The 18,068-nt window shown below is 66.3% G+C and carries 11 protein-coding genes and 2 pseudogenes; 8 read left to right on the top strand and 5 right to left on the bottom strand.

Annotated features, from left to right (window positions below; translation table 11 throughout):
* Positions 1-48 precede the first annotated feature (48 nt).
* Together ASE88_RS03995 and ASE88_RS03990 are read left to right on the top strand one after the other, a co-directional pair.
* Positions 49-1,506: a DcaP family trimeric outer membrane transporter gene (locus ASE88_RS03995; RefSeq protein ID WP_056475619.1), complete on the top strand. Its 1,458-nt coding sequence runs from the start codon at positions 49-51 to the stop codon at positions 1,504-1,506.
* A 49-nt stretch (positions 1,507-1,555) separates the two neighbouring features.
* Positions 1,556-3,223: an MFS transporter gene (locus tag ASE88_RS03990; RefSeq protein ID WP_056475616.1), complete on the top strand. Its 1,668-nt coding sequence runs from the start codon at positions 1,556-1,558 to the stop codon at positions 3,221-3,223.
* A 166-nt stretch (positions 3,224-3,389) separates the two neighbouring features.
* Here the strand turns inward: ASE88_RS03990 and ASE88_RS19830 are convergent.
* Both ASE88_RS19830 and ASE88_RS19365 read right to left on the bottom strand, forming a co-directional pair.
* Positions 3,390-3,476, bottom strand: a pseudogene (locus ASE88_RS19830) (hypothetical protein); the annotation flags it as partial.
* 10 nt (positions 3,477-3,486) lie between these two features.
* A pseudogene (locus tag ASE88_RS19365) lies at positions 3,487-3,933 on the bottom strand (glycoside hydrolase family 3 N-terminal domain-containing protein); the annotation flags it as partial.
* 617 nt (positions 3,934-4,550) lie between these two features.
* On the opposite strand from ASE88_RS19365, the gene ASE88_RS03980 reads away from it, so the two are divergent.
* From ASE88_RS03980 to ASE88_RS03960, 5 genes are all read left to right on the top strand, one after another.
* Positions 4,551-5,345, top strand: a complete 795-nt coding sequence (locus tag ASE88_RS03980) for a gamma-glutamyl-gamma-aminobutyrate hydrolase family protein (protein WP_321163395.1) — start codon at positions 4,551-4,553, stop codon at positions 5,343-5,345.
* Positions 5,346-5,410: 65 nt separating this feature from the next.
* On the top strand, positions 5,411-7,858 hold the full coding sequence (locus ASE88_RS03975) for a TonB-dependent receptor plug domain-containing protein (RefSeq protein ID WP_056475609.1): 2,448 nt from the start codon (positions 5,411-5,413) through the stop codon (positions 7,856-7,858).
* Positions 7,859-8,031: 173 nt separating this feature from the next.
* Positions 8,032-9,075: a rod shape-determining protein gene (locus ASE88_RS03970; protein WP_055876284.1), complete on the top strand. Its 1,044-nt coding sequence runs from the start codon at positions 8,032-8,034 to the stop codon at positions 9,073-9,075.
* 166 nt (positions 9,076-9,241) lie between these two features.
* Complete coding sequence (locus tag ASE88_RS03965) at positions 9,242-11,611, top strand: FdhF/YdeP family oxidoreductase (protein WP_056475606.1); 2,370 nt, start codon at positions 9,242-9,244, stop codon at positions 11,609-11,611.
* Positions 11,608-12,405, top strand: a complete 798-nt coding sequence (locus ASE88_RS03960; protein ID WP_055876278.1) for a formate/nitrite transporter family protein — start codon at positions 11,608-11,610, stop codon at positions 12,403-12,405. The genes ASE88_RS03965 and ASE88_RS03960 overlap by 4 nt, the downstream gene beginning before the upstream one ends.
* A 41-nt stretch (positions 12,406-12,446) precedes the next feature.
* Here ASE88_RS03960 and ASE88_RS03955 read toward each other — a convergent pair whose 3' ends face one another.
* Entirely contained in the window at positions 12,447-12,920 is a 474-nt protein-coding gene (locus ASE88_RS03955; protein WP_056475603.1) for an Lrp/AsnC family transcriptional regulator, read from the bottom strand.
* 117 nt (positions 12,921-13,037) lie between these two features.
* On the opposite strand from ASE88_RS03955, the gene putA reads away from it, so the two are divergent.
* The gene (gene putA / locus ASE88_RS03950) at positions 13,038-16,646 is read left to right on the top strand and encodes a trifunctional transcriptional regulator/proline dehydrogenase/L-glutamate gamma-semialdehyde dehydrogenase (RefSeq protein WP_056475600.1); all 3,609 of its coding nucleotides are present in this window, start codon (positions 13,038-13,040) and stop codon (positions 16,644-16,646) included.
* Between the two features lie 72 nt (positions 16,647-16,718).
* Here the strand turns inward: putA and ASE88_RS03945 are convergent, their stop codons facing one another.
* Both ASE88_RS03945 and ASE88_RS03940 read right to left on the bottom strand, forming a co-directional pair.
* Entirely contained in the window at positions 16,719-17,585 is an 867-nt protein-coding gene (locus ASE88_RS03945; protein ID WP_055876269.1) for an exonuclease domain-containing protein, read from the bottom strand.
* Between the two features lie 200 nt (positions 17,586-17,785).
* The gene (locus tag ASE88_RS03940) at positions 17,786-18,046 is read right to left on the bottom strand and encodes a DksA/TraR family C4-type zinc finger protein (protein WP_055876266.1); all 261 of its coding nucleotides are present in this window, start codon (positions 18,044-18,046) and stop codon (positions 17,786-17,788) included.
* Positions 18,047-18,068 lie beyond the last annotated feature (22 nt).

The raw sequence follows: 18,068 nt of genomic DNA, 5'->3' as shown, positions 1-18,068 counted from the left end.
CAACGCTTATTCCACGCGCAAGACCAGTGGAAGAGCACGGAGACGGGGATGACACGGATGGCGTTCAGGACGCGACTGGCTTTCACGGCATTGCTTGGCAGTACCGCGCTGGTACCGGGCATGGCACAGGCCCAGACGGCGCGCGAGATCGAGCTCGAGACGCGGTTGAAGGCGCTCGAAGCGGCGGTGCAGGATCTGCGCGGCGAGTTGACCGCGGCGCGCGCGACGGCTGCGACGCCGATCGCCCCGACGTCCACGAACCCGGCTCCCATGAACACCAATCCCATGACCGCGTCTTCGATGAGCGCGGCACCCGCGTCGCCAGGCAGATCGCCCGGCGCGACCAATGTGACGCAGGCCAAGCCTGTCGCGGCAAATTCGGCACCGACCGACGGTTTTCGCGTCGGCAACACGACGGTCAAGCTGGGCGGCTTCGTTCGTCTCAACGTCATTGCCAGCCGTTACAGCGATGGCGAGGTCGCGGTCGGTGGACTGGGCAAGGAGTTCTTCCTGCCGCAGCAAATTCCGGTCGGCGGCGGGTTCTCCAGCCAGGACCTGTTGCTGTCCGCGCGTCAGACCCGCCTGCAGTTCAGCACCGCGACCCCGATGAACGGCACCGACATCAAGACGCTGGTGGAGTTCGATTTCGCGCTCGCGACGGCACCGGTCGGCGCGCAGCGTGCGACCAATCCCTATACGCCGACCTTCCGCCGCGGCTTTATCGAATATGGCAACCTGCTGGTCGGGCAGGAATGGTCGACTTTCCAGAACATCGGCGTGCTGCCGGAGACGACGGACTTCGTCGGACCGCTGGACGGCACCGTGTTCAACCGGCAGGCGATGGTCCGCTATTCCATCCCCTTGCGATCCGGGCTGACGTTGCAGGTCGCGGCCGAAAACCCCGAAACGGAAACGGCGCTGCCGGCCAACGCGGCACTGGTCGATACGGACGACGACCGCCTGCCCGACGTGGTGGCGCGGTTGAACTGGAAATCGACATTCGGCGATTTCGCGCTGGCGGGTGTCGCGCGCGAACTGCGCATCGATACGCTGGGCAGCGGCGATACCGCCTTCGGGTGGGGTGTTTCGGGGTCGGGCAAGATTCCGATCGGCAAGCGTCACGACCTGCGCTTCATGGCGACCTACGGGCAGGGCATCGGCCGGTATCTAGGATTGGGATACGTCCCCGACGCGATCTTCGGCGGCACCGCAACGCAGCTCGAGCGGATCGACAATTTCGCGGGCTTCGCGGCGCTGAGGATCGGCTGGACCGATGCGATCCACTCGACGCTCATGGGCAGCTACCAGTCCGCTGATTATCCGGCCGGCGTGATCGTCACGGGGTTGGCCAGTGCCAAGTCCTATGGAGGTGCTGGCAACCTGTTCTGGTCGCCGGGCAAAGGCTTCGACATCGGCGTGGAATATCGCCACGCCGTCCGCGAGCTGGTCTCGGGTGACACCGGCGCGCTCGACCGCCTCGAATTCGCATTCAAATACGGGTTCTGACGGCCCAACGCTGCAGAATCCCCACCCATCTATCTGAGAGGATACCGCCATGGCGACGACAACAGGGGATGCTTCGCCCCTTGGTCACGTGAAGCAGAGCCAGCCGCTGATCATCATCGCGTCGTCGCTGGGCGCGGTGTTCGAATGGTATGATTTCTATCTCTACGGCCTGCTCGCGACGATCATCACCGCGCAGTTCTTCTCGGGCGTCAACGAGACGACCGGGTTCATCTTCGCGCTCGCGGCGTTCGCGGCCGGGTTTGCGGTGCGGCCGTTCGGCGCACTCGTGTTCGGGCGGATCGGCGATGTCGTCGGGCGCAAGAACACGTTCCTCGTGACGATGGCGATCATGGGTCTGTCGACGTTCCTGGTCGGCCTGCTGCCGAGCTACGCGTCGGTCGGCGTTGCTGCGCCGATCGCACTGGTCGTGCTGCGGCTGTTGCAGGGCCTCGCGCTCGGCGGCGAATATGGTGGTGCCGCGACCTATGTCGCCGAGCATGCGCCCGACAGGAAGCGCGGGCTGTTCACCAGCTTCATCCAGACCACCGCGTCGCTCGGGTTGTTCGCGGCGCTGCTGATCGTGATCGGCGTGCGCACGCTGGTCGGCGAAGAGGCGTTCGCCGCCTGGGGCTGGCGGATCCCGTTCATCGTCTCGATCGCGCTGCTCGCGGTGTCGCTGTGGATCCGCATGCAGCTCGAAGAGAGCCCGGTGTTCCAGAAGATGAAGGACGAGGGCAAGACGTCGAAGGCACCGCTGACCGAAGCGTTCGGGCAGTGGAGCAATTTGAAGATCGTGCTGATCGCGCTGTTCGGGGCGGTCGTCGGTCAGGGCGTCGTGTTCTACACCAGCCAGTTCTACGCGTTGTTCTTCCTCGAGAAGAACCTGCGCGTTGACGGGCCGACCACCAACATCCTGATCGCGATCGCGCTGCTGATCGCGACGCCGGCGTTCATTTTCTTCGGCTGGCTGTCCGACAAGGTCGGGCGCAAGTGGATCATCCTGACCGGCTGTGCGCTCGCCGCGCTGACCTACATGCCGCTGTTCCACGCACTGTCGAAGGCGGCTAACCCAGCACTCTATGCGGCGCAGGCCAATTCGCCGGTGAGCGTCGTCGCCAATCCCGACGAATGCTCGGTCCAGTTCGATCCGGTCGGCAAGAACAAGTTCGACAGCAGCTCGTGCGACATCGCCAAGGCGTATCTGGCGAAGGCGGGCATCTCCTATGCCAACGTCATCGCGCCTGCCGGCACCGTCGCGCAAATCCATATCGGTGGCGCGACGATCCCGGTCGTCAACCCGGCGGTCGTGTCGGGCCCTGACAAGGCCGCGGCGATCAAGGCGTTCGGTACCGAGGTGAAGACCGCACTGACCGCGGTCGGCTACCCCGAAAAGGCGGATCCGGCGCAGATCAACAAGCCGCTGGTCATCGCGATCCTCGTCATCCTCGTGCTGTACGTGACGATGGTCTACGGGCCGATCGCGGCGCTGCTGGTCGAGCTGTTCCCGACCAAGATCCGCTACACGTCGATGTCGCTGCCCTATCATATCGGCAACGGCTGGTTCGGCGGGTTCCTGCCGACCGCGGCGTTCGCGATGGTCGCGGCAACCGGGGACATCTATTACGGGCTCTGGTATCCGATCCTCGCCTGCGCGGTGACCGCGCTGGTCGGGCTGGTGTTCCTGCCCGAGACGTTCCGCCGGTCGCTGCACAGCTGAGCGACAGCAGTCCCGACGAGATCTGATCGGGCCCGAGGCGCTTAGGGGCGCCTCGGGCCCGAAGCGTTCTGGGCGTCAGGGTCGAAGCACGACCGCGACGACGTCGAGCGGGCGCGGTGACCTGCGCCATTTCGATGCCGCGCTTGACGAAGCATTGCCGCGGGACGATCACCTGCCGCCAGTCGCCGGCCTTGGCCGTAGCGAGTGTCCTGGTGATCGGGACGGTGACCGGCTTGCCGTCGGTGCAGACCATGCCGATCGCGACCGGCCTGTCGCGGGATATTGCCCGTGTTGCCACCCGCGACGGGGATGGTGGCCGACGGTTTCGGCGGGAGAAACCCGCCTTCGTTCTTGAGCAACACCATCGATTCGCGAACGGCGCGCCGGGCAATTGCGCGGTGGCCGGCGGCACCGATCAGGGTCATCTTGCCCACGAGCGCGCGCGACGACGCGCGACCGCGATCGAAACTGCCCGCGTGGATCTTCAAGCACAGGATTCTGCGGACCGCGTCGTCGAGGCGCGCGGCGGGGATCTCGCCCGACTGCGCCTGTCTGAGCGTGTTGGCATCGAGCGGCTTCCAGCCGCTGCAAGAATATATGACCATGTCGAGCCCGGCGTTGATCGCGGCCGCGCCGCTCTCGTTCGGACAGCCGTCGACCTGGCCGTGGCCGTTCCCGTCGCTGACGGCGATACCGTCGAAATGGATTTGCGACGGCGCCCGACACGGAGGCGCCACGTTGCGCTACCGGCGTTGCCACCGATTACAGCAGCAGTGCGATCGTGACGCTGGCAAAACTGACTGCATCATCATTCCCCCGGACGATATGCGATGTCGGCCCGTACCTTGGCCGTTCCGCTACCGGGTGTCGCTAGCGATGTGCGAAACATTTGCGTACTTCTGCCGAGATTTCGCGATGCGCGTCGATATAGGTCGATAGCGCTGCGGTGATACGGCGATCGTCTGCGGTCGTAGGATGCGCGTGGCAGCCGGTGAGGGCAAGACGGGTCGTAGCGACGAACGTGACGTCGTGCTGGCCTTCGAGGCTGAGGCGCGCGACGACCTTGCGACTTCGGCACCCCCGCCATCGTCAGACCCCCGCCATCAATCTTAAGCCGGGTCCGCTGCACGTCCTACTGTATCTACCCCCGAACCCGAAATCCATCCGGATCGTCGGCAAACCCCTAACTTATTTGACCAAGCCCTTGCGACGCGCCGTCGTCACGGCACGAACAATCAATTTTTGCGCGGGCCAAAGGTTAAAACGCTCCAATATCCCATGCGATTGATAGATATTGATGGCGAAAGGCGGGGTCGATGCAGAGGCGATGGACGAACGACATCGGGCACGGATGATGCGGTTTGCGTGCTGCCGGAGCGATGACGGGCCGATCAAGCCGGTGATCGGCGTATTATGCTGTAACGAGATCACCGATCGCCCGATCCAGGCGGTCGCGACGCGGTTCGTCGAGCCGCTGGTCCGGTATGCCGGCGCGACCGTGCTTCTGGTGCCCGCCGTCGCGGACGCAATGGACACGCGCGCGCTGGCGGGGCGGCTCGACGCGCTGCTGATGACCGGATCGCGATCCAACGTCGCCGGCGCTCGCTATGGCAAAACCGATGCGGCGGGTGATGCGCTCGATCTCGACCGCGATGCGGTGGCGATGGAGCTGGCGGGGCGGATGATCGAAGCCGGGCGGCCGGTGTTCGGGATCTGTCGCGGATTGCAGGAACTCAACGTGCTGTTCGGCGGAACGCTGACCGATACGCTCAACGCCGGACACCACCGCGCCACCGAAGACGCGACTGCGTATGAAACGCTGTTCGACCATGTCCACGACGTCGACCTTCAGGCGGGTGGGATGCTCGCGACGGTCACGGCACGGCGCAGCCTGTCGGTCACCTCGGTGCATCGCCAGGGGATCGACCGGCTGGGATCCGGGCTCAGCATCGAGGCGCGGGCGACGTCGGACGGTCTGGTCGAGGCGTTCTCTGCGCGGCCGTGCGGCGGCGACGTTCTGGCGGTGCAATGGCATCCCGAATGGAACGTCGCCGCAAGCGCGTCCGGCCAGGCCTTTTTCTCGCTCGTCGGGCAATCGCTCGGGACCCGTCGGGACCATTGAGCGCGTCCGTTCGTTTTACTTGCACCAAGATCGTCGCCGAACGATCCACTATCAGGGACCATGACATGACTGCCTATCGTACCGCGTTGGCGCTCGCCGCGTCGACCATTGCCTTTGTCGGCGCGCACTCGGCTTTCGCCCAGACCGTACCGGCCGAACCCGCTGCCAACCCCCCTGCCGCGGCCGCAATGCCCGACACCCAGGACGACATCATCGTCACCGGAACGCGCGCGGTCGGCCGGTCCCGGCTCGACAGTGCGTCGCCGGTCGACGTGCTGAGCTCGGCCGCGCTTCAGCGCCAGGGAACCACCGAGCTTGGCGCAGCGCTCGCGGCGATCGCGCCCTCGATCGACTTCCCGCGCCCCTCTGCGGTCGATGGCACCGATGCGATCCGCCCGGCGACGTTGCGCGGCCTGTCGCCCGACCAGACGCTCGTGCTGGTCAACGGCGTGCGCGGCCATACGTCGGCGCTGCTCAATGTCGGTGGTTCGGTCGGGCGTGGCTCGGCAGCGGTCGATCTGAACACCATTCCGACCGTCGCGCTCGACCGGATCGAAGTGCTCCGGGATGGTGCATCGGCGCAATATGGCTCCGATGCGATCGCCGGGGTCGTCAACCTCCGCCTGCGGGACGCGCGGTCGGGCGGCGGCGCGACGGTCAATTACGGCTTCTACAACACCGATATCGATACCGCGCTCGGCAGTCGCAGCAGGACCGGCGAGCATGCCGTCACCGTCTCCGGCTGGCAGGGGCTCGGATTCGGCGAAGACGGCTTCCTGACGATTTCGGGCGAATATCTGAACCGTCAGGCGACCAATCGCGCCGATTTCGATCCGCGCGTCGCGGGGCAACGCGTCACGGGCCGTTTCGGTGATCCGGCGGTCGAACAGTACAGCATCTTCGCCAATGCCGGCACGACACTGACGGGGACGTGGAAGCTGTATGGCTGGCTTGGCTATCAGGATCGCGACACGCGCAGCGCGGCGTTTCCACGTCTGGCGAGCGCGACGACGGCGCTGGCCGGTTACCGGGACGGCTTCCTGCCGCTGATCAATACTAAGTCGCGCGACATCAATTCGGCGGTCGGCATCAAGGGCGTCGTCGCCGACTGGAACGTCGATCTGAACGCCAGCTACGGTCGCAACAAGATCGGCTTCCGCACGCTCAATTCGGCCAATTACGCGTTTGGCAGTGCCACGCCGCGGGACTTCTCCGATGGCGCGCTGATCTACGACCAGTACATCGTCGGGCTCGACGTCGATCGCAAGTTCGACCTGTTGCAGGGTGTCAACGTTGCGTTCGGTCTCGAAGGACGCCGAGAAGGGTTCAAGATACAGTCGGGCGAGCTTGCGTCCTACGGCTATCCCACGGCCGGGACGGTGACGGGCGCCGCCACGACCGCTGCGCCGGGCGCGCAAGGGTTTGGCGGCTTCTCGCCCGCCAACGCGATCGAGCGCAGCCGTCGCAACGGCAGTGTCTATCTCGATGTCGAGACGCAGGTGACCGACAAGTTCCTGGTCGGCCTGGCTGGACGCGGCGAGGACTATTCCGATTTCGGCTCGACCGCGACCGGCAAGATCTCCGCCCGCTATGATTTTGCGCGTTGGTTCGCGTTGCGCGGCACCGCCTCGACCGGCTTCCGTGCACCCGCACTGCAACAACAGTATTTTACCTCGATCGCGACCGTCATCCAGAACAGCAATCCGATTCAGACCGGCACCTTCCCGTCGATCAGCCCGGTCGCGACCCGGCTCGGCGGATTGCCGCTGGAGCCGGAAAAGTCGACCAATCTTTCGGTCGGGACCGTATTCCGGTTCGGCGGGTTCGATCTGACCGTCGATGCATACCGCATCCGTATCCGCAACCAGATCGGCCTGTCGGAGAATATCACGACCTCGTCGACCCAGTCGGCCGCCGTCAACGCGCAGATCGCCACCCTGTTGGCGGGCTCTGGCGCCACCGCCGCGCGGTTCTTCCTGAACGGTCTGGCTTCCACGACCAAGGGTATCGACGCCGTTGCGCATTACCGCATGCCGACCGATGCGGTGGGCACGTTCGACTTCACGATCGCGGGCAACGTCAACGACACGAAGGTGACGCGCGTGCCGACCTCGACATCGACGCTCAATCCCGCGCCGACGCTGTTCGCACGCAGCCGCATCCTGACGCTCGAAGACGGCACCCCCGGCGAGAAGGTGACCGGGTCGATCGACTGGTCGCTCGACCAGTTCGGCGCGCTCGCGCGCGTGACCTATTATGGCGACGTCAACCAGCCGGGTACGACGCAGGCCGCCGACGTCCGCAGCGGCAAGCACGTCATCACCGATCTCGAACTGCGCTATCAGGCGACCAGGGGCGCACAGTTCGGGTTCGGCGTCAGCAACCTGTTCGACGTCTATCCCGACGCGACTATCCCGGCGAACAACAGCACCGGGGTCATCGGCTTCCCTTACTACTCGCCGTTCGGGTTCAACGGCCGCTATCTCTACGCGCGCGCTGGCCTGAGCTGGTAGTCCGCAGACGTTCGGCGATCCTCCCCGTGGCGGGGGAGGATCGGGACGGGATATCGTTCGGATCGCCCGTCCGGACGCAGAGCGATTGACGCGGATCGTATCGCCGCGTCAGCGCGTCGCGGACAAGCCGATCGCGTCCCGCGGCGCGGCGTCGTTGCAGACTGTGCCAGCATATGCGTCTTCCCCGCCTGTTCAGCCGCCCCTCCAGCGACATGGCGATCGATCTCGGCACGGTGAACACCGTCGTCTATCTGCGCGGGCAGGGGATCGTGCTCAACGAACCGTCGGTGGTCGCCATCGAGACGCGCGGCGGCGTGAAGCAGGTCCGCGCAGTCGGCGCCGAGGCCAAGCTGATGATGGGCAAGACCCCCGACGGGATCGAGACGATCCGGCCGATGCGCGACGGCGTGATCGCCGATCTCGACGTCGCGGAGCAGATGATCAAGTTCTTCATCGACAAGGCGCATGGCGGGCACAGCCGCATGCCGCGCTATCCCGAGATCGCGATCTGCATCCCGTCGGGCGCGACGCTGGTCGAGCGTCGCGCGATCCGCCAGGCCGCGTCCAACGCGGGCGCACGCAAGGTCTTCCTGATCGAGGAGCCGATGGCGGCGGCGATCGGCGCCGGGCTGCCAGTGACCGAGCCAGTCGGCGCGATGGTCGTCGATATCGGCGGCGGCACCACCGAGGTCGCGGTGCTGTCGTTGCGCGGGCTTGCCTACAGCACGTCGGCGCGGGTCGGCGGCGACAAGATGGACGATGCGATCGCCTCGATGATCCGACGCAAGCATAACCTGATGATCGGTGAGGCGACCGCCGAGCGAGTCAAGCTGGCAGTCGGGATGGCGCGGATGCCCGAGGACGGCGTCGGCGAGATGATGCGCGTGAAGGGGCGCGACCTGCGCGCCGGCGTGCCGCGCGAGATCGAGGTGACGCAGGCCGACATCGCCGCATCGCTGGGCGACCTGATCGGCCAGATCGTCGAAACCGTGCTGACCGCGCTCGAGAAGACCGAACCCGAACTGGCCGCGGACATCTGCGATCAGGGTATCGTGATGACCGGCGGTGGCTCGCTGCTGGCGCGGATCGACGAGGTGCTTTCGGAGGCTACGGGGCTGCCGGTTATCGTCGCGGAGAACGCGCTGACCTGCGTCGCGATCGGCGCGGGCCGCGCGATGGAAGAGCCGATCTATCAGGGCGTCATGACCGAAGTCTGATGCGCGTCGATGGCTGCGCCGTAAGTCGCGAGAGCACTTACGAAATATCGCGATCACGCAATGGGAGAATTTCGCTTTAGCGCGGCTGGGGGATGGTCGTAGGGCACAGGTACGTATGCGTCTCTGACCTACTGTCGAACGCACGACTGACACCGGGAGAAGCGACTTGGCGACCAAACGTCCAGAGGGCATTGCGGACTATACCGGCCCGGCAGGGGGCTGGGGCGCGTTGAAGGCGGTCGCCGCCTCGTTGAAGGCGCAGCAGATCGTCGTGCGCGGCGGCCAGACTCTGCTCAAGTCGAACCAGCCCGACGGCTTCGATTGCCCGAGCTGCGCTTGGCCCGACCCGAAACACACCTCGTCGTTCGAATTCTGCGAGAACGGCGCCAAGGCGGTCGCGTGGGAATCGACCGCGAAGACGATCGGCGCGGACTTCTTCGCCAAGCACAGCGTGTCGGACATCTGGCAGCAGAGCGATCACTGGATCGAGGACCAGGGCCGCGTCACCGAGCCGCTTCGCTACAATGCCGCCACCGATCATTACGAGGTCGTGAGCTGGGCGGAGGCGATGCGCGAGATCGGCGCAGGGCTCTCTGCCGTGCCGAACCCGAACCAGGCCGAATTCTACACCTCCGGGCGCTGCTCGAACGAGGCGGCGTTCCTGTTCCAGCTGTTTGTCCGGTTGTACGGTACCAACAACTTCCCCGACTGCTCGAACATGTGCCACGAGGCGACCTCGGTCGGGCTGCCGAAGTCGATCGGGATCGGCAAGGGGACCGTCAGCCTCGAGGATTTCGACCACGCCGACCTGATCCTGTCGATCGGTCACAACCCCGGTACCAACCATCCGCGGATGATGGCGACGCTGCGTGAGGTGTCGAAGCGCGGCGGCAAGATCATCGTCTTCAACCCGCTCAAGGAACGCTCGCTCGAGCGCTTCGAATCGCCGCAGTCGGTGGTCGAGATGGCGACGATGTCGGCGACCCCGATCGCCAGCAGCTATTATCAGGTGAAGGTCGGCGGCGACGCGGCCGCGCTGAAGGGCATCGCCAAGGCGCTGGTGGCGCTCGATGACGCCGCCAAGCAGTCGGGCGGCGAACCCGCGCTGGATCATGCGTTCATTGCCGAGCATACCGCCGGGCTCGACGACTATATCGCCGACCTGGCGACCAGCGAGTGGGCGGATATCGAGCGCTCCAGCGGCCTTTCGCGCAGCGATCTGGAAGAGGTGGCGCTCGCCTATTCGAAGTCGAAGTCGACGATCTGCTGCTACGGGATGGGCGTTACGCAGCACCGCACCGGCACTACCAACGTCCAGCAGATCGCCAACCTGCTCCTGTTGCGCGGCAACATGGGCAAGCCGGGCGCGGGCATCTGCCCCTTACGCGGGCACAGCAACGTGCAGGGCGACCGTACCGTCGGGATCACCGAGCGGCCGATGCCGGTGTTGCTCGACGCGATGCGCGACGTGTTCGGGTTCGAACCGCCGCGCGAGCATGGTCATTCCGTCGTCGAGAGCATCGCGGCGATGCGCGATGGCGACGCCAAGGCGATCGTGTGCCTCGGTGGCAATCTCGCCATCGCCTCGTCCGATCCGCAGGCGTGTGCGGAAGGGTTCCGCAATCTCGATCTGGCGGTCCACATCACGACCAAGCTCAACCGCACGATGCTGTTGATGGCCAGGTCGACCTACATCCTGCCGTGCCTCGGCCGGACCGAACTCGACATGCAGGCGACCGGCCAGCAATCGGTGACTGTCGAGGATTCGATGTCGATGGTCCACGCCTCGCGCGGCTTCCTGATGCCGCCAGGCGACAATGTGAAGTCCGAGATCTGGATCGTCGGCGAGATCGCCAAGGCGACGCTGGCTTTCAGGGGCTCGCCGGTCGCGATCGACTGGGACGCGTATGTCGGCGACTACAGCCTGATCCGCGACAAGATCGAGGCGGTGTTCCCGGCGTTCGCCGATTACAACGCGCGCATCCGCAAGCAGGGCGGCTTCCACCTGCCCAATTCCGCGGCGATGCGGCAGTGGAACACCGACAGCGGCAAGGCCAACTTCCTCGTCACCAAGGGCGTCGCGGAGGATGAGGGTGCGGGCGATCCGACCGTGCTGCGTCTGACCACGCTGCGCGCGCACGACCAGTACAACACCACCGTCTACAGCCTCGACGATCGCTATCGCGGCGTGTTCGGGCGCCGCGATATCCTGTTCATGAACGAGCGCGACATGGCGCGGCTCGGGCACAAGGAAGGCGATGTCGTCGATATCGCGACGGCCCTCCAGTTCGCGCGGGCCGACCGCGTCGTCCAGAAGCTGATGCTGGTCCGCTATGCGCTGCCCGATGGCTGCGTCGCCTCCTATTACCCCGAGACGCAGCCGTTGATCGCGCTCGAGGATCACGATCCGCAGAGTTTTACTCCCTCCTATAAATCCATCCCGGTGACCGTCCGTCCCGCCGCTGCCGACCTGGGGTCGGATCGCGGCGTGGTGCGCGCGGGGATCGTCGGCCACGAGAGCGAAGTCCACGCATGAGCACCGGGTATTCGTCGACCATCGACACCTACGCGACCCTCGCCGCCACCAAGGCGGAAGCATTGCGGCGCTCGCCTGCGGGTTTCTTTGCGGGCGCTATTCTGGCGGGCACGTATATCGGCATCGCGATGATCCTCGCGCTCAGCACTGCGTCGGGGCTCGAACCCGGCGTCCGCCCGTTGGTGATGGGCGCGACCTTCGGGCTCGGGCTGATCCTGACGGTGTTTGCGGGCGCGGAGCTGTTCACCGGCTATGTGATGTATATCGGCTTTGGCCTCGCGCGACGGACCATTACGATCGCGGACGCCCTTAAGCTGGCGGTCGTGGTGTGGATCGGCAATCTCGTCGGCGGCGTCATATTGTCGCTGGTGTTCGCCGCAGGCGGTGGCGGCGCGATTTTCGCCAACGCCGATTCGATGTTCCACGCGTATGTGCTGCACAAGGTATCGGTCGACGCGACCGCGCTGCTGGCCCGCGCGATCCTCTGCAACTGGCTGGTCTGCCTCGCGATCTGGACCGCGGCGCGGATGACGGGCGATGCCGCCAAGTGCATCGCGATGGCCTGGATCCTGCTCGCGTTCGTCGCTGCAGGGTTCGAGCATTCGGTCGCGAATATGACCGCCCTCACGCTCGGCCTGCTGGTGCCGCAATCGTCGATCGATCTTGCGGGCATGGTTCGCAACCTCGCGATCGTGACGGTCGGCAACACGATCGGCGCGCTGGTCTTCGTCGTCGGCGGCTATCTCGCGGCGTCGAAGACCGACGCGGCCGTCGCGCCCGCCAATCGTGGTTGATGCGATCCCCCTCCTGATAGGGGAGGACGTCGCGGCTCAGATCACATGGCGCCGTCGCGGATCGTTTCCATCGCGACGAAGGTCGATGTGCTCGCGACATGCGGCAGGCTCGATATCCGCTCGCCCAGCACCTCGCGATAGCGGCGAATATCGGGCGTGCGGACTTTGAGCAGGTAATCGAAGCTGCTGGCGATCATGTGACATTCCTCGACTTCACGGATCGCGAGCACTGCACGGCGGAACGCGTCGAGCGCGGCCTCCCGCGTGTCGGACAGCTTGACCTCGGTGAAGGCGATATGATCGAGCCCGAGCTTGACCGGATCGAGCACCGCCCGGAACCCGCGGATATACCCTTGGTCGAGCAGGCGTTTCAGCCGGACCTGGCACGGTGTCTTGGACAGGCCGACCCGCCGCGCGAGCTCGGCAACCGACATCCGGCCATCGTCGCGCAGCAGATCGATCATCCGCTTGTCGAACTGGTCGATCCCACCAATATGATCGATCCTGTTAGCCATTCTGCCTCTCCTGACCTAGAAAAATGGTCGGTCGAACTGTTACTTGGCGATCGATAAGGCGGATCGCCATGCGCGTCCATGCTACGATCTGGTCAGGTTCTAGACGAGGCTCGCCGCATGTCGCACACTTCTTCGCTTCCCCCGCTCTTTGCCGACTTCGCTCCGCCGATCCGCGATCAGAGCGCCCTGCGCCGCTCGATCACCGCCGCCTATCGTCGCCCGGAAGCTGAATGCCTTGCGCCGCTGCTCGATCAGGCGACGCTCGACGACGCGACGGCAGCAGAGGCGATGCGCACCGCGTCCGCGTTGATCACCGCGCTGCGGGCGAAAAAGCGCGGCGGCGGGGTCGAGGGGATCGTCCAGGAATATGCGCTGTCGAGCCAGGAAGGCGTCGCGCTGATGTGCCTGGCCGAGGCGATGCTGCGGATTCCGGATGCGGAGACGCGTGACGCGTTGATCCGTGACAAGATCGCAGGCGGCGATTGGAAATCGCATCTGGCGGAAGGACGCTCCTTGTTCGTCAATGCGGCGACCTGGGGGTTGGCCTTGACGGGCAAGCTGACCGGGAGCGTCGACGACAAGGGGCTTGGCGCGGCGCTCACCCGGTTGATCGCGCGCGCGGGCGAGCCCGTCATCCGTGGCGGCGTGGCGATGGCGATGCGGATGATGGGCGAACAATTCGTCGCCGGGCAGACCATCGGTGAAGCGCTCAAGCATGCGCGTGGTCCCGAGGCGGAGGGTTTCCAGTACAGCTATGACATGCTTGGCGAGGCGGCGACGACGGCGGAGGATGCGCGGCGCTATCATGGCGATTACGTTGCGGCGATCCATGCCATCGGCAAGGCGTCGGCGGGGCGCGGGATCTATGGCGGGCCGGGAATATCGATCAAGCTGTCCGCGCTGCACCCACGCTATGCCCGGTCGCAGGCGGACCGCGTGATGGCCGAACTGCTGCCCGACGTGAAGGCGCTCGCGCTGTTGGCGAAGCGCTACGATATCGGCCTGAACATCGACGCGGAGGAGGCGGATCGTCTCGAACTGTCGCTCGACCTGCTCGAAAGCCTGGCGACCGACCCCGATCTGCGTGGCTGGAACGGGCTTGGCTTCGTCGTGCAGGCCTATGGCAAGCGCTGCCCGTTCGTGCTCGACTGGATCGTCGATCTCGCGCGGCGTGCCGACCGGCGGATCATGGTCCGACTGGTCAAGGGCGCCTATTGGGACGCGGAGATCAAACGCGCGCAGGTCGACGGGCTCGCCGACTTCCCGGTCTACACGCGCAAGGTCCACACCGACGTCGCCTATCTCGCCTGCGCGCGTAAGCTGCTGACGGCGGGGGATGCGGTGTTCCCGCAATTTGCGACGCACAATGCGCAGACGCTCGCGACCATCCACGCGATGGCCGGGCCCGCGTTCGCGATCGGCGATTACGAGTTCCAGTGCCTCTACGGGATGGGCGAGCCGCTGTACGAGGAGGTCGTCGGCGGCAATCGGCTGAACCGGCCGTGTCGGATCTACGCGCCGGTCGGAACGCACGAAACGCTGCTCGCCTATCTCGTCCGGCGGCTGCTCGAGAACGGCGCGAACTCGTCGTTCGTCAACCGGATCGCGGACCCGGCGGTGGGGATCGCCGAGCTTGTCGCGGACCCGGTCGCGACGGTTCGCGCGATGCCGGTGCCGGGCGCGCCCCATCCGGTGATCGCCTTGCCGCGCGACCTGTACGGGACGCGTCGCAACTCCGACGGACTCGATGCGAGCGACGAGGGCGTGCTGGCGACCTTGAGTGACACGTTCCGCGGGGCGCTGGCGCCGGTGCAGGCCGGGACCGACGGCGAACCGCGGCCGGTGCTGAACCCGGCGGATCATCGCGACGTCGTCGGCACCGTGCGCGAAGTCTTGCCGGATGCTGTGCTGGCACTGGCGCGGACGGCGGCCGAGGCCGCGCCGCGCTGGGCTGCGGTGACGGTGACGGAGCGCGCGGCGTGCCTGGACCGGGCGGCCGACCTCATGCAAGCACGGATGCCCGCATTGCTGCCGCTCGTCATGCGCGAGGCGGGCAAGTCGCTCGCCAACGCTGTCGCCGAGGTGCGTGAGGCGATCGATTTCCTGCGCTATTATGCGCAACAGGCGCGCGTGCTGCCGCCGGGGCAACGTCCGCTCGGGGTGGTGACGTGCATCAGCCCGTGGAACTTCCCACTCGCGATCTTCGCCGGCCAGGTCGCCGCCGCGCTGGTCGCCGGCAATGCGGTGCTGGCCAAGCCCGCCGAGGAAACGCCGCTGATCGCCGCGCAGGGTGTCGCGATCCTCCACGATGCCGGGATCCCGGCTGACGTGCTGCATCTGGTGGCGGGGGACGGCGCGGTCGGCGCGGCGCTGGTCGCTGCGCCCGAGACGATGGGCGTGATGTTCACGGGCTCGACCGACGTCGCGCGGCTGATCCAGGCCGAACTCGCCAAGCGGGTATCGCCCGCCGGTGCGCCGATCCCGCTGGTGGCCGAGACCGGTGGCCAGAATGCGATGATCGTCGATTCCTCGGCGCTGGCCGAACAGGTGGTCGCGGACGTGGTGGCATCGGCGTTCGACAGCGCCGGCCAGCGCTGTTCGGCACTTCGCATCCTGTGCTTGCAGGAGGACGTCGCCGACCGGACGTTGGCGATGCTGAAGGGCGCCCTGCGCGAGTTACGGATCGGCCGGACCGATACGCTGGCGACCGATATCGGCCCGGTGATCTCGGCCGAGGCCAAGACCATGATCGAAGGGCATATCGCGCGGATGCGATCGCTCGGCCGCCCGGTCGAGCAGATCGCGCCCGTAGGTGACACGACGCATGGGACGTTCGTGTCGCCGACGATCATCGAGCTCGACGATCTTGCCGATCTGGAGCGCGAAGTGTTCGGGCCGGTGCTGCACGTCATCCGCTTCCGGCGCGCGGAGCTCGGAACGCTGATCGACCGGATCAACGCGACCGGATACGGCCTGACGTTCGGGCTGCACACGCGGCTCGACGAGACGATCGCGTTCGTCACCGGGCTGGTCCGAGCCGGCAATCTGTACATCAATCGCAACGTGATCGGCGCGGTGGTCGGCGTCCAGCCATTCGGTGGGCGTGGGCTGTCGGGGACTGGGCCGAAGGCGGGCGGGCCGTTGTATCTCGGACGGCTGGTGACGGGAGCGGATGTCGGGACGCCCGGATCGGGTGACGCCGCAGTCGGCGCACTGGCATCCTGGCTCGACGATGCCGGCGACACGGCTGCGGCGGCGATGGTGCGGGACCGCGCGCGCGCGTCGTCGCTGGGGGGCACGACCGAACTGGCTGGGCCGGTCGGCGAGACCAACCTGTACGCGATTCATCCGCGCGGGACTGTGCTGCTGCTGCCCGAGACGCGGGAGGGTTTGATCGCCCAACTGGCCGCAGGGCTTGCGACGGGTAACGATCTCGTCGTTGGTGGGGCTTCAGCGCTCGCGCTCGATCTGCCAAAGCCGGTCGCCGCCCGGGTGCGCTGGACGGACGATTGGGCTGCCGCCGGGCCGTATGCGGGCGCACTGATCGAGGGCGATGCCGCGCGCGTTCGCAGTCTCAACCAGGCGATTGCCGCGCTGCCTGGGCCGATTGTCCTGACGCAGGCCGGTGGCGCAGGCTATCGCCTCGACTGGCTGGTCGAGGAGGTATCGACCTCGATCAACACCACCGCCGCCGGGGGCAATGCGAGCCTGATGGCGATGGCCTGATGGCGATGGCCTGAGCCAGCGAGCCGATTGGCATCAAGCGCGATCGAAACTCTCCCCCGTGGCGGGGGAGGATTACGCGGAGCGGCTGGCGGCGATCGCCTTCAGCGCATCGCTGGCGATGATCCGGATCGGTGCACCCTCTGCCCGCAGCGCTTGCGCCCGCAGGTAAGCGACGCTCGAGCGGGTCGCGCGGCCGAACGGCTCGCGACCGGCGACCACCAGCAGCGTCGTCGAGCTGCCGACCCCGGTCATCACGCGCGCGCCGAGCCCGGCGGCGATGTGCGCAAGCCGGCCATCGCGCGGCTCGCCCAAAATTACGACGCGGTCCTCCTTCAGCGGACCGTCGGGCGCGGCGCGCGGCGCAGCGCCGGCGACGCGGGGCGGGGCGAGCCAGTCGTGGAGCGACAGCCCGGTATGTTCGCTCGCCTTGACGATCACCCAGCCTGCTGCGCGCGCATCGCTCAGCGCGTCGTGATGCTTGTGCGCGATCCCGAGATATCGCGCGAGCAGCCCGAGCCGGTGGCTTTCGAGATCGGGCCAGGCGCGCTTGGCAACGCGCACGCTGTCGAGCCAGGTCGTCTCGATCATCGCGCGGTCATGAACGCGGCAGGCGGCGGCCAGCGCGCCTTTGTCGAAATAGGAATGCGCGACCGTCGTCCGCCCCGACAAATGGCCGTGGACGGTCGCGTGGACATCGGCAAAGGTCGGTCGGCCGACGACGTGATGCGCGGCAATTCCGTGGATCCGTGTGTTGAACACCTCGAACACGTCACGCGGGTCGATCAGCGTTTCATATTCGAAGATCTCGCGCCCGCCCTTGAAACCCACGATCCCGATCTGGCAGATGCTGCTGACGCGCGAGCACGCCGTCTCGACGTCGATGACGACGAAATCGGGGGCGTCGTCGGGCGGGGCAGGGGTGTGCGTCACGTCGCTCATGGGTCTGCCCTGACGATCAAGCGAAGCCAAGTAAAGCTCGCGAAGCGACCACGATCCTTCGTCCTCAAGGAGATACGGTAGGCTCCCGCGTCACGCAGTGGAAGCATGCGGTATCCGGGGTTGCCCGCGCGTCCGTCATCTCGCCCTGCAATCCAGCCTTTCCGAGCCGGAAATCACAGGATGCCGTCACCGCCCTTGGGTCACCGAAGCTGGCTGTCCTTGCTCCCGCGGCGGTTGAACAGTGCGGAGGCGGGGCGATCGCGGCTGCTCTGGCACGCGACACAGGTGCGCACACCGGGGATTGCCACGCGTCGTCCTTCCGGGATGTCGTCGCCGCATTGTGCGCAATATGTCTCGCTCTCGCCCGTCGGCATCCTTGCACGCGCCGCCAACACGGCATCCATCACCGTGTCGTCGATCTGATCCTGCACCGCGCCATCGCGGGTCCAGCCGCCAGCCATTGCTCGTTCCTTTGGTCAACCT

Origin of the sequence: Sphingomonas sp. Leaf38, assembly GCF_001421825.1 — a bacterium.
In the GTDB taxonomy this organism is placed as follows: Bacteria; Pseudomonadota; Alphaproteobacteria; order Sphingomonadales; family Sphingomonadaceae; genus Sphingomonas.
Note: the sequence above shows the minus strand (reverse complement) of the source record. Positions and strands in the feature narration are given on the sequence as shown.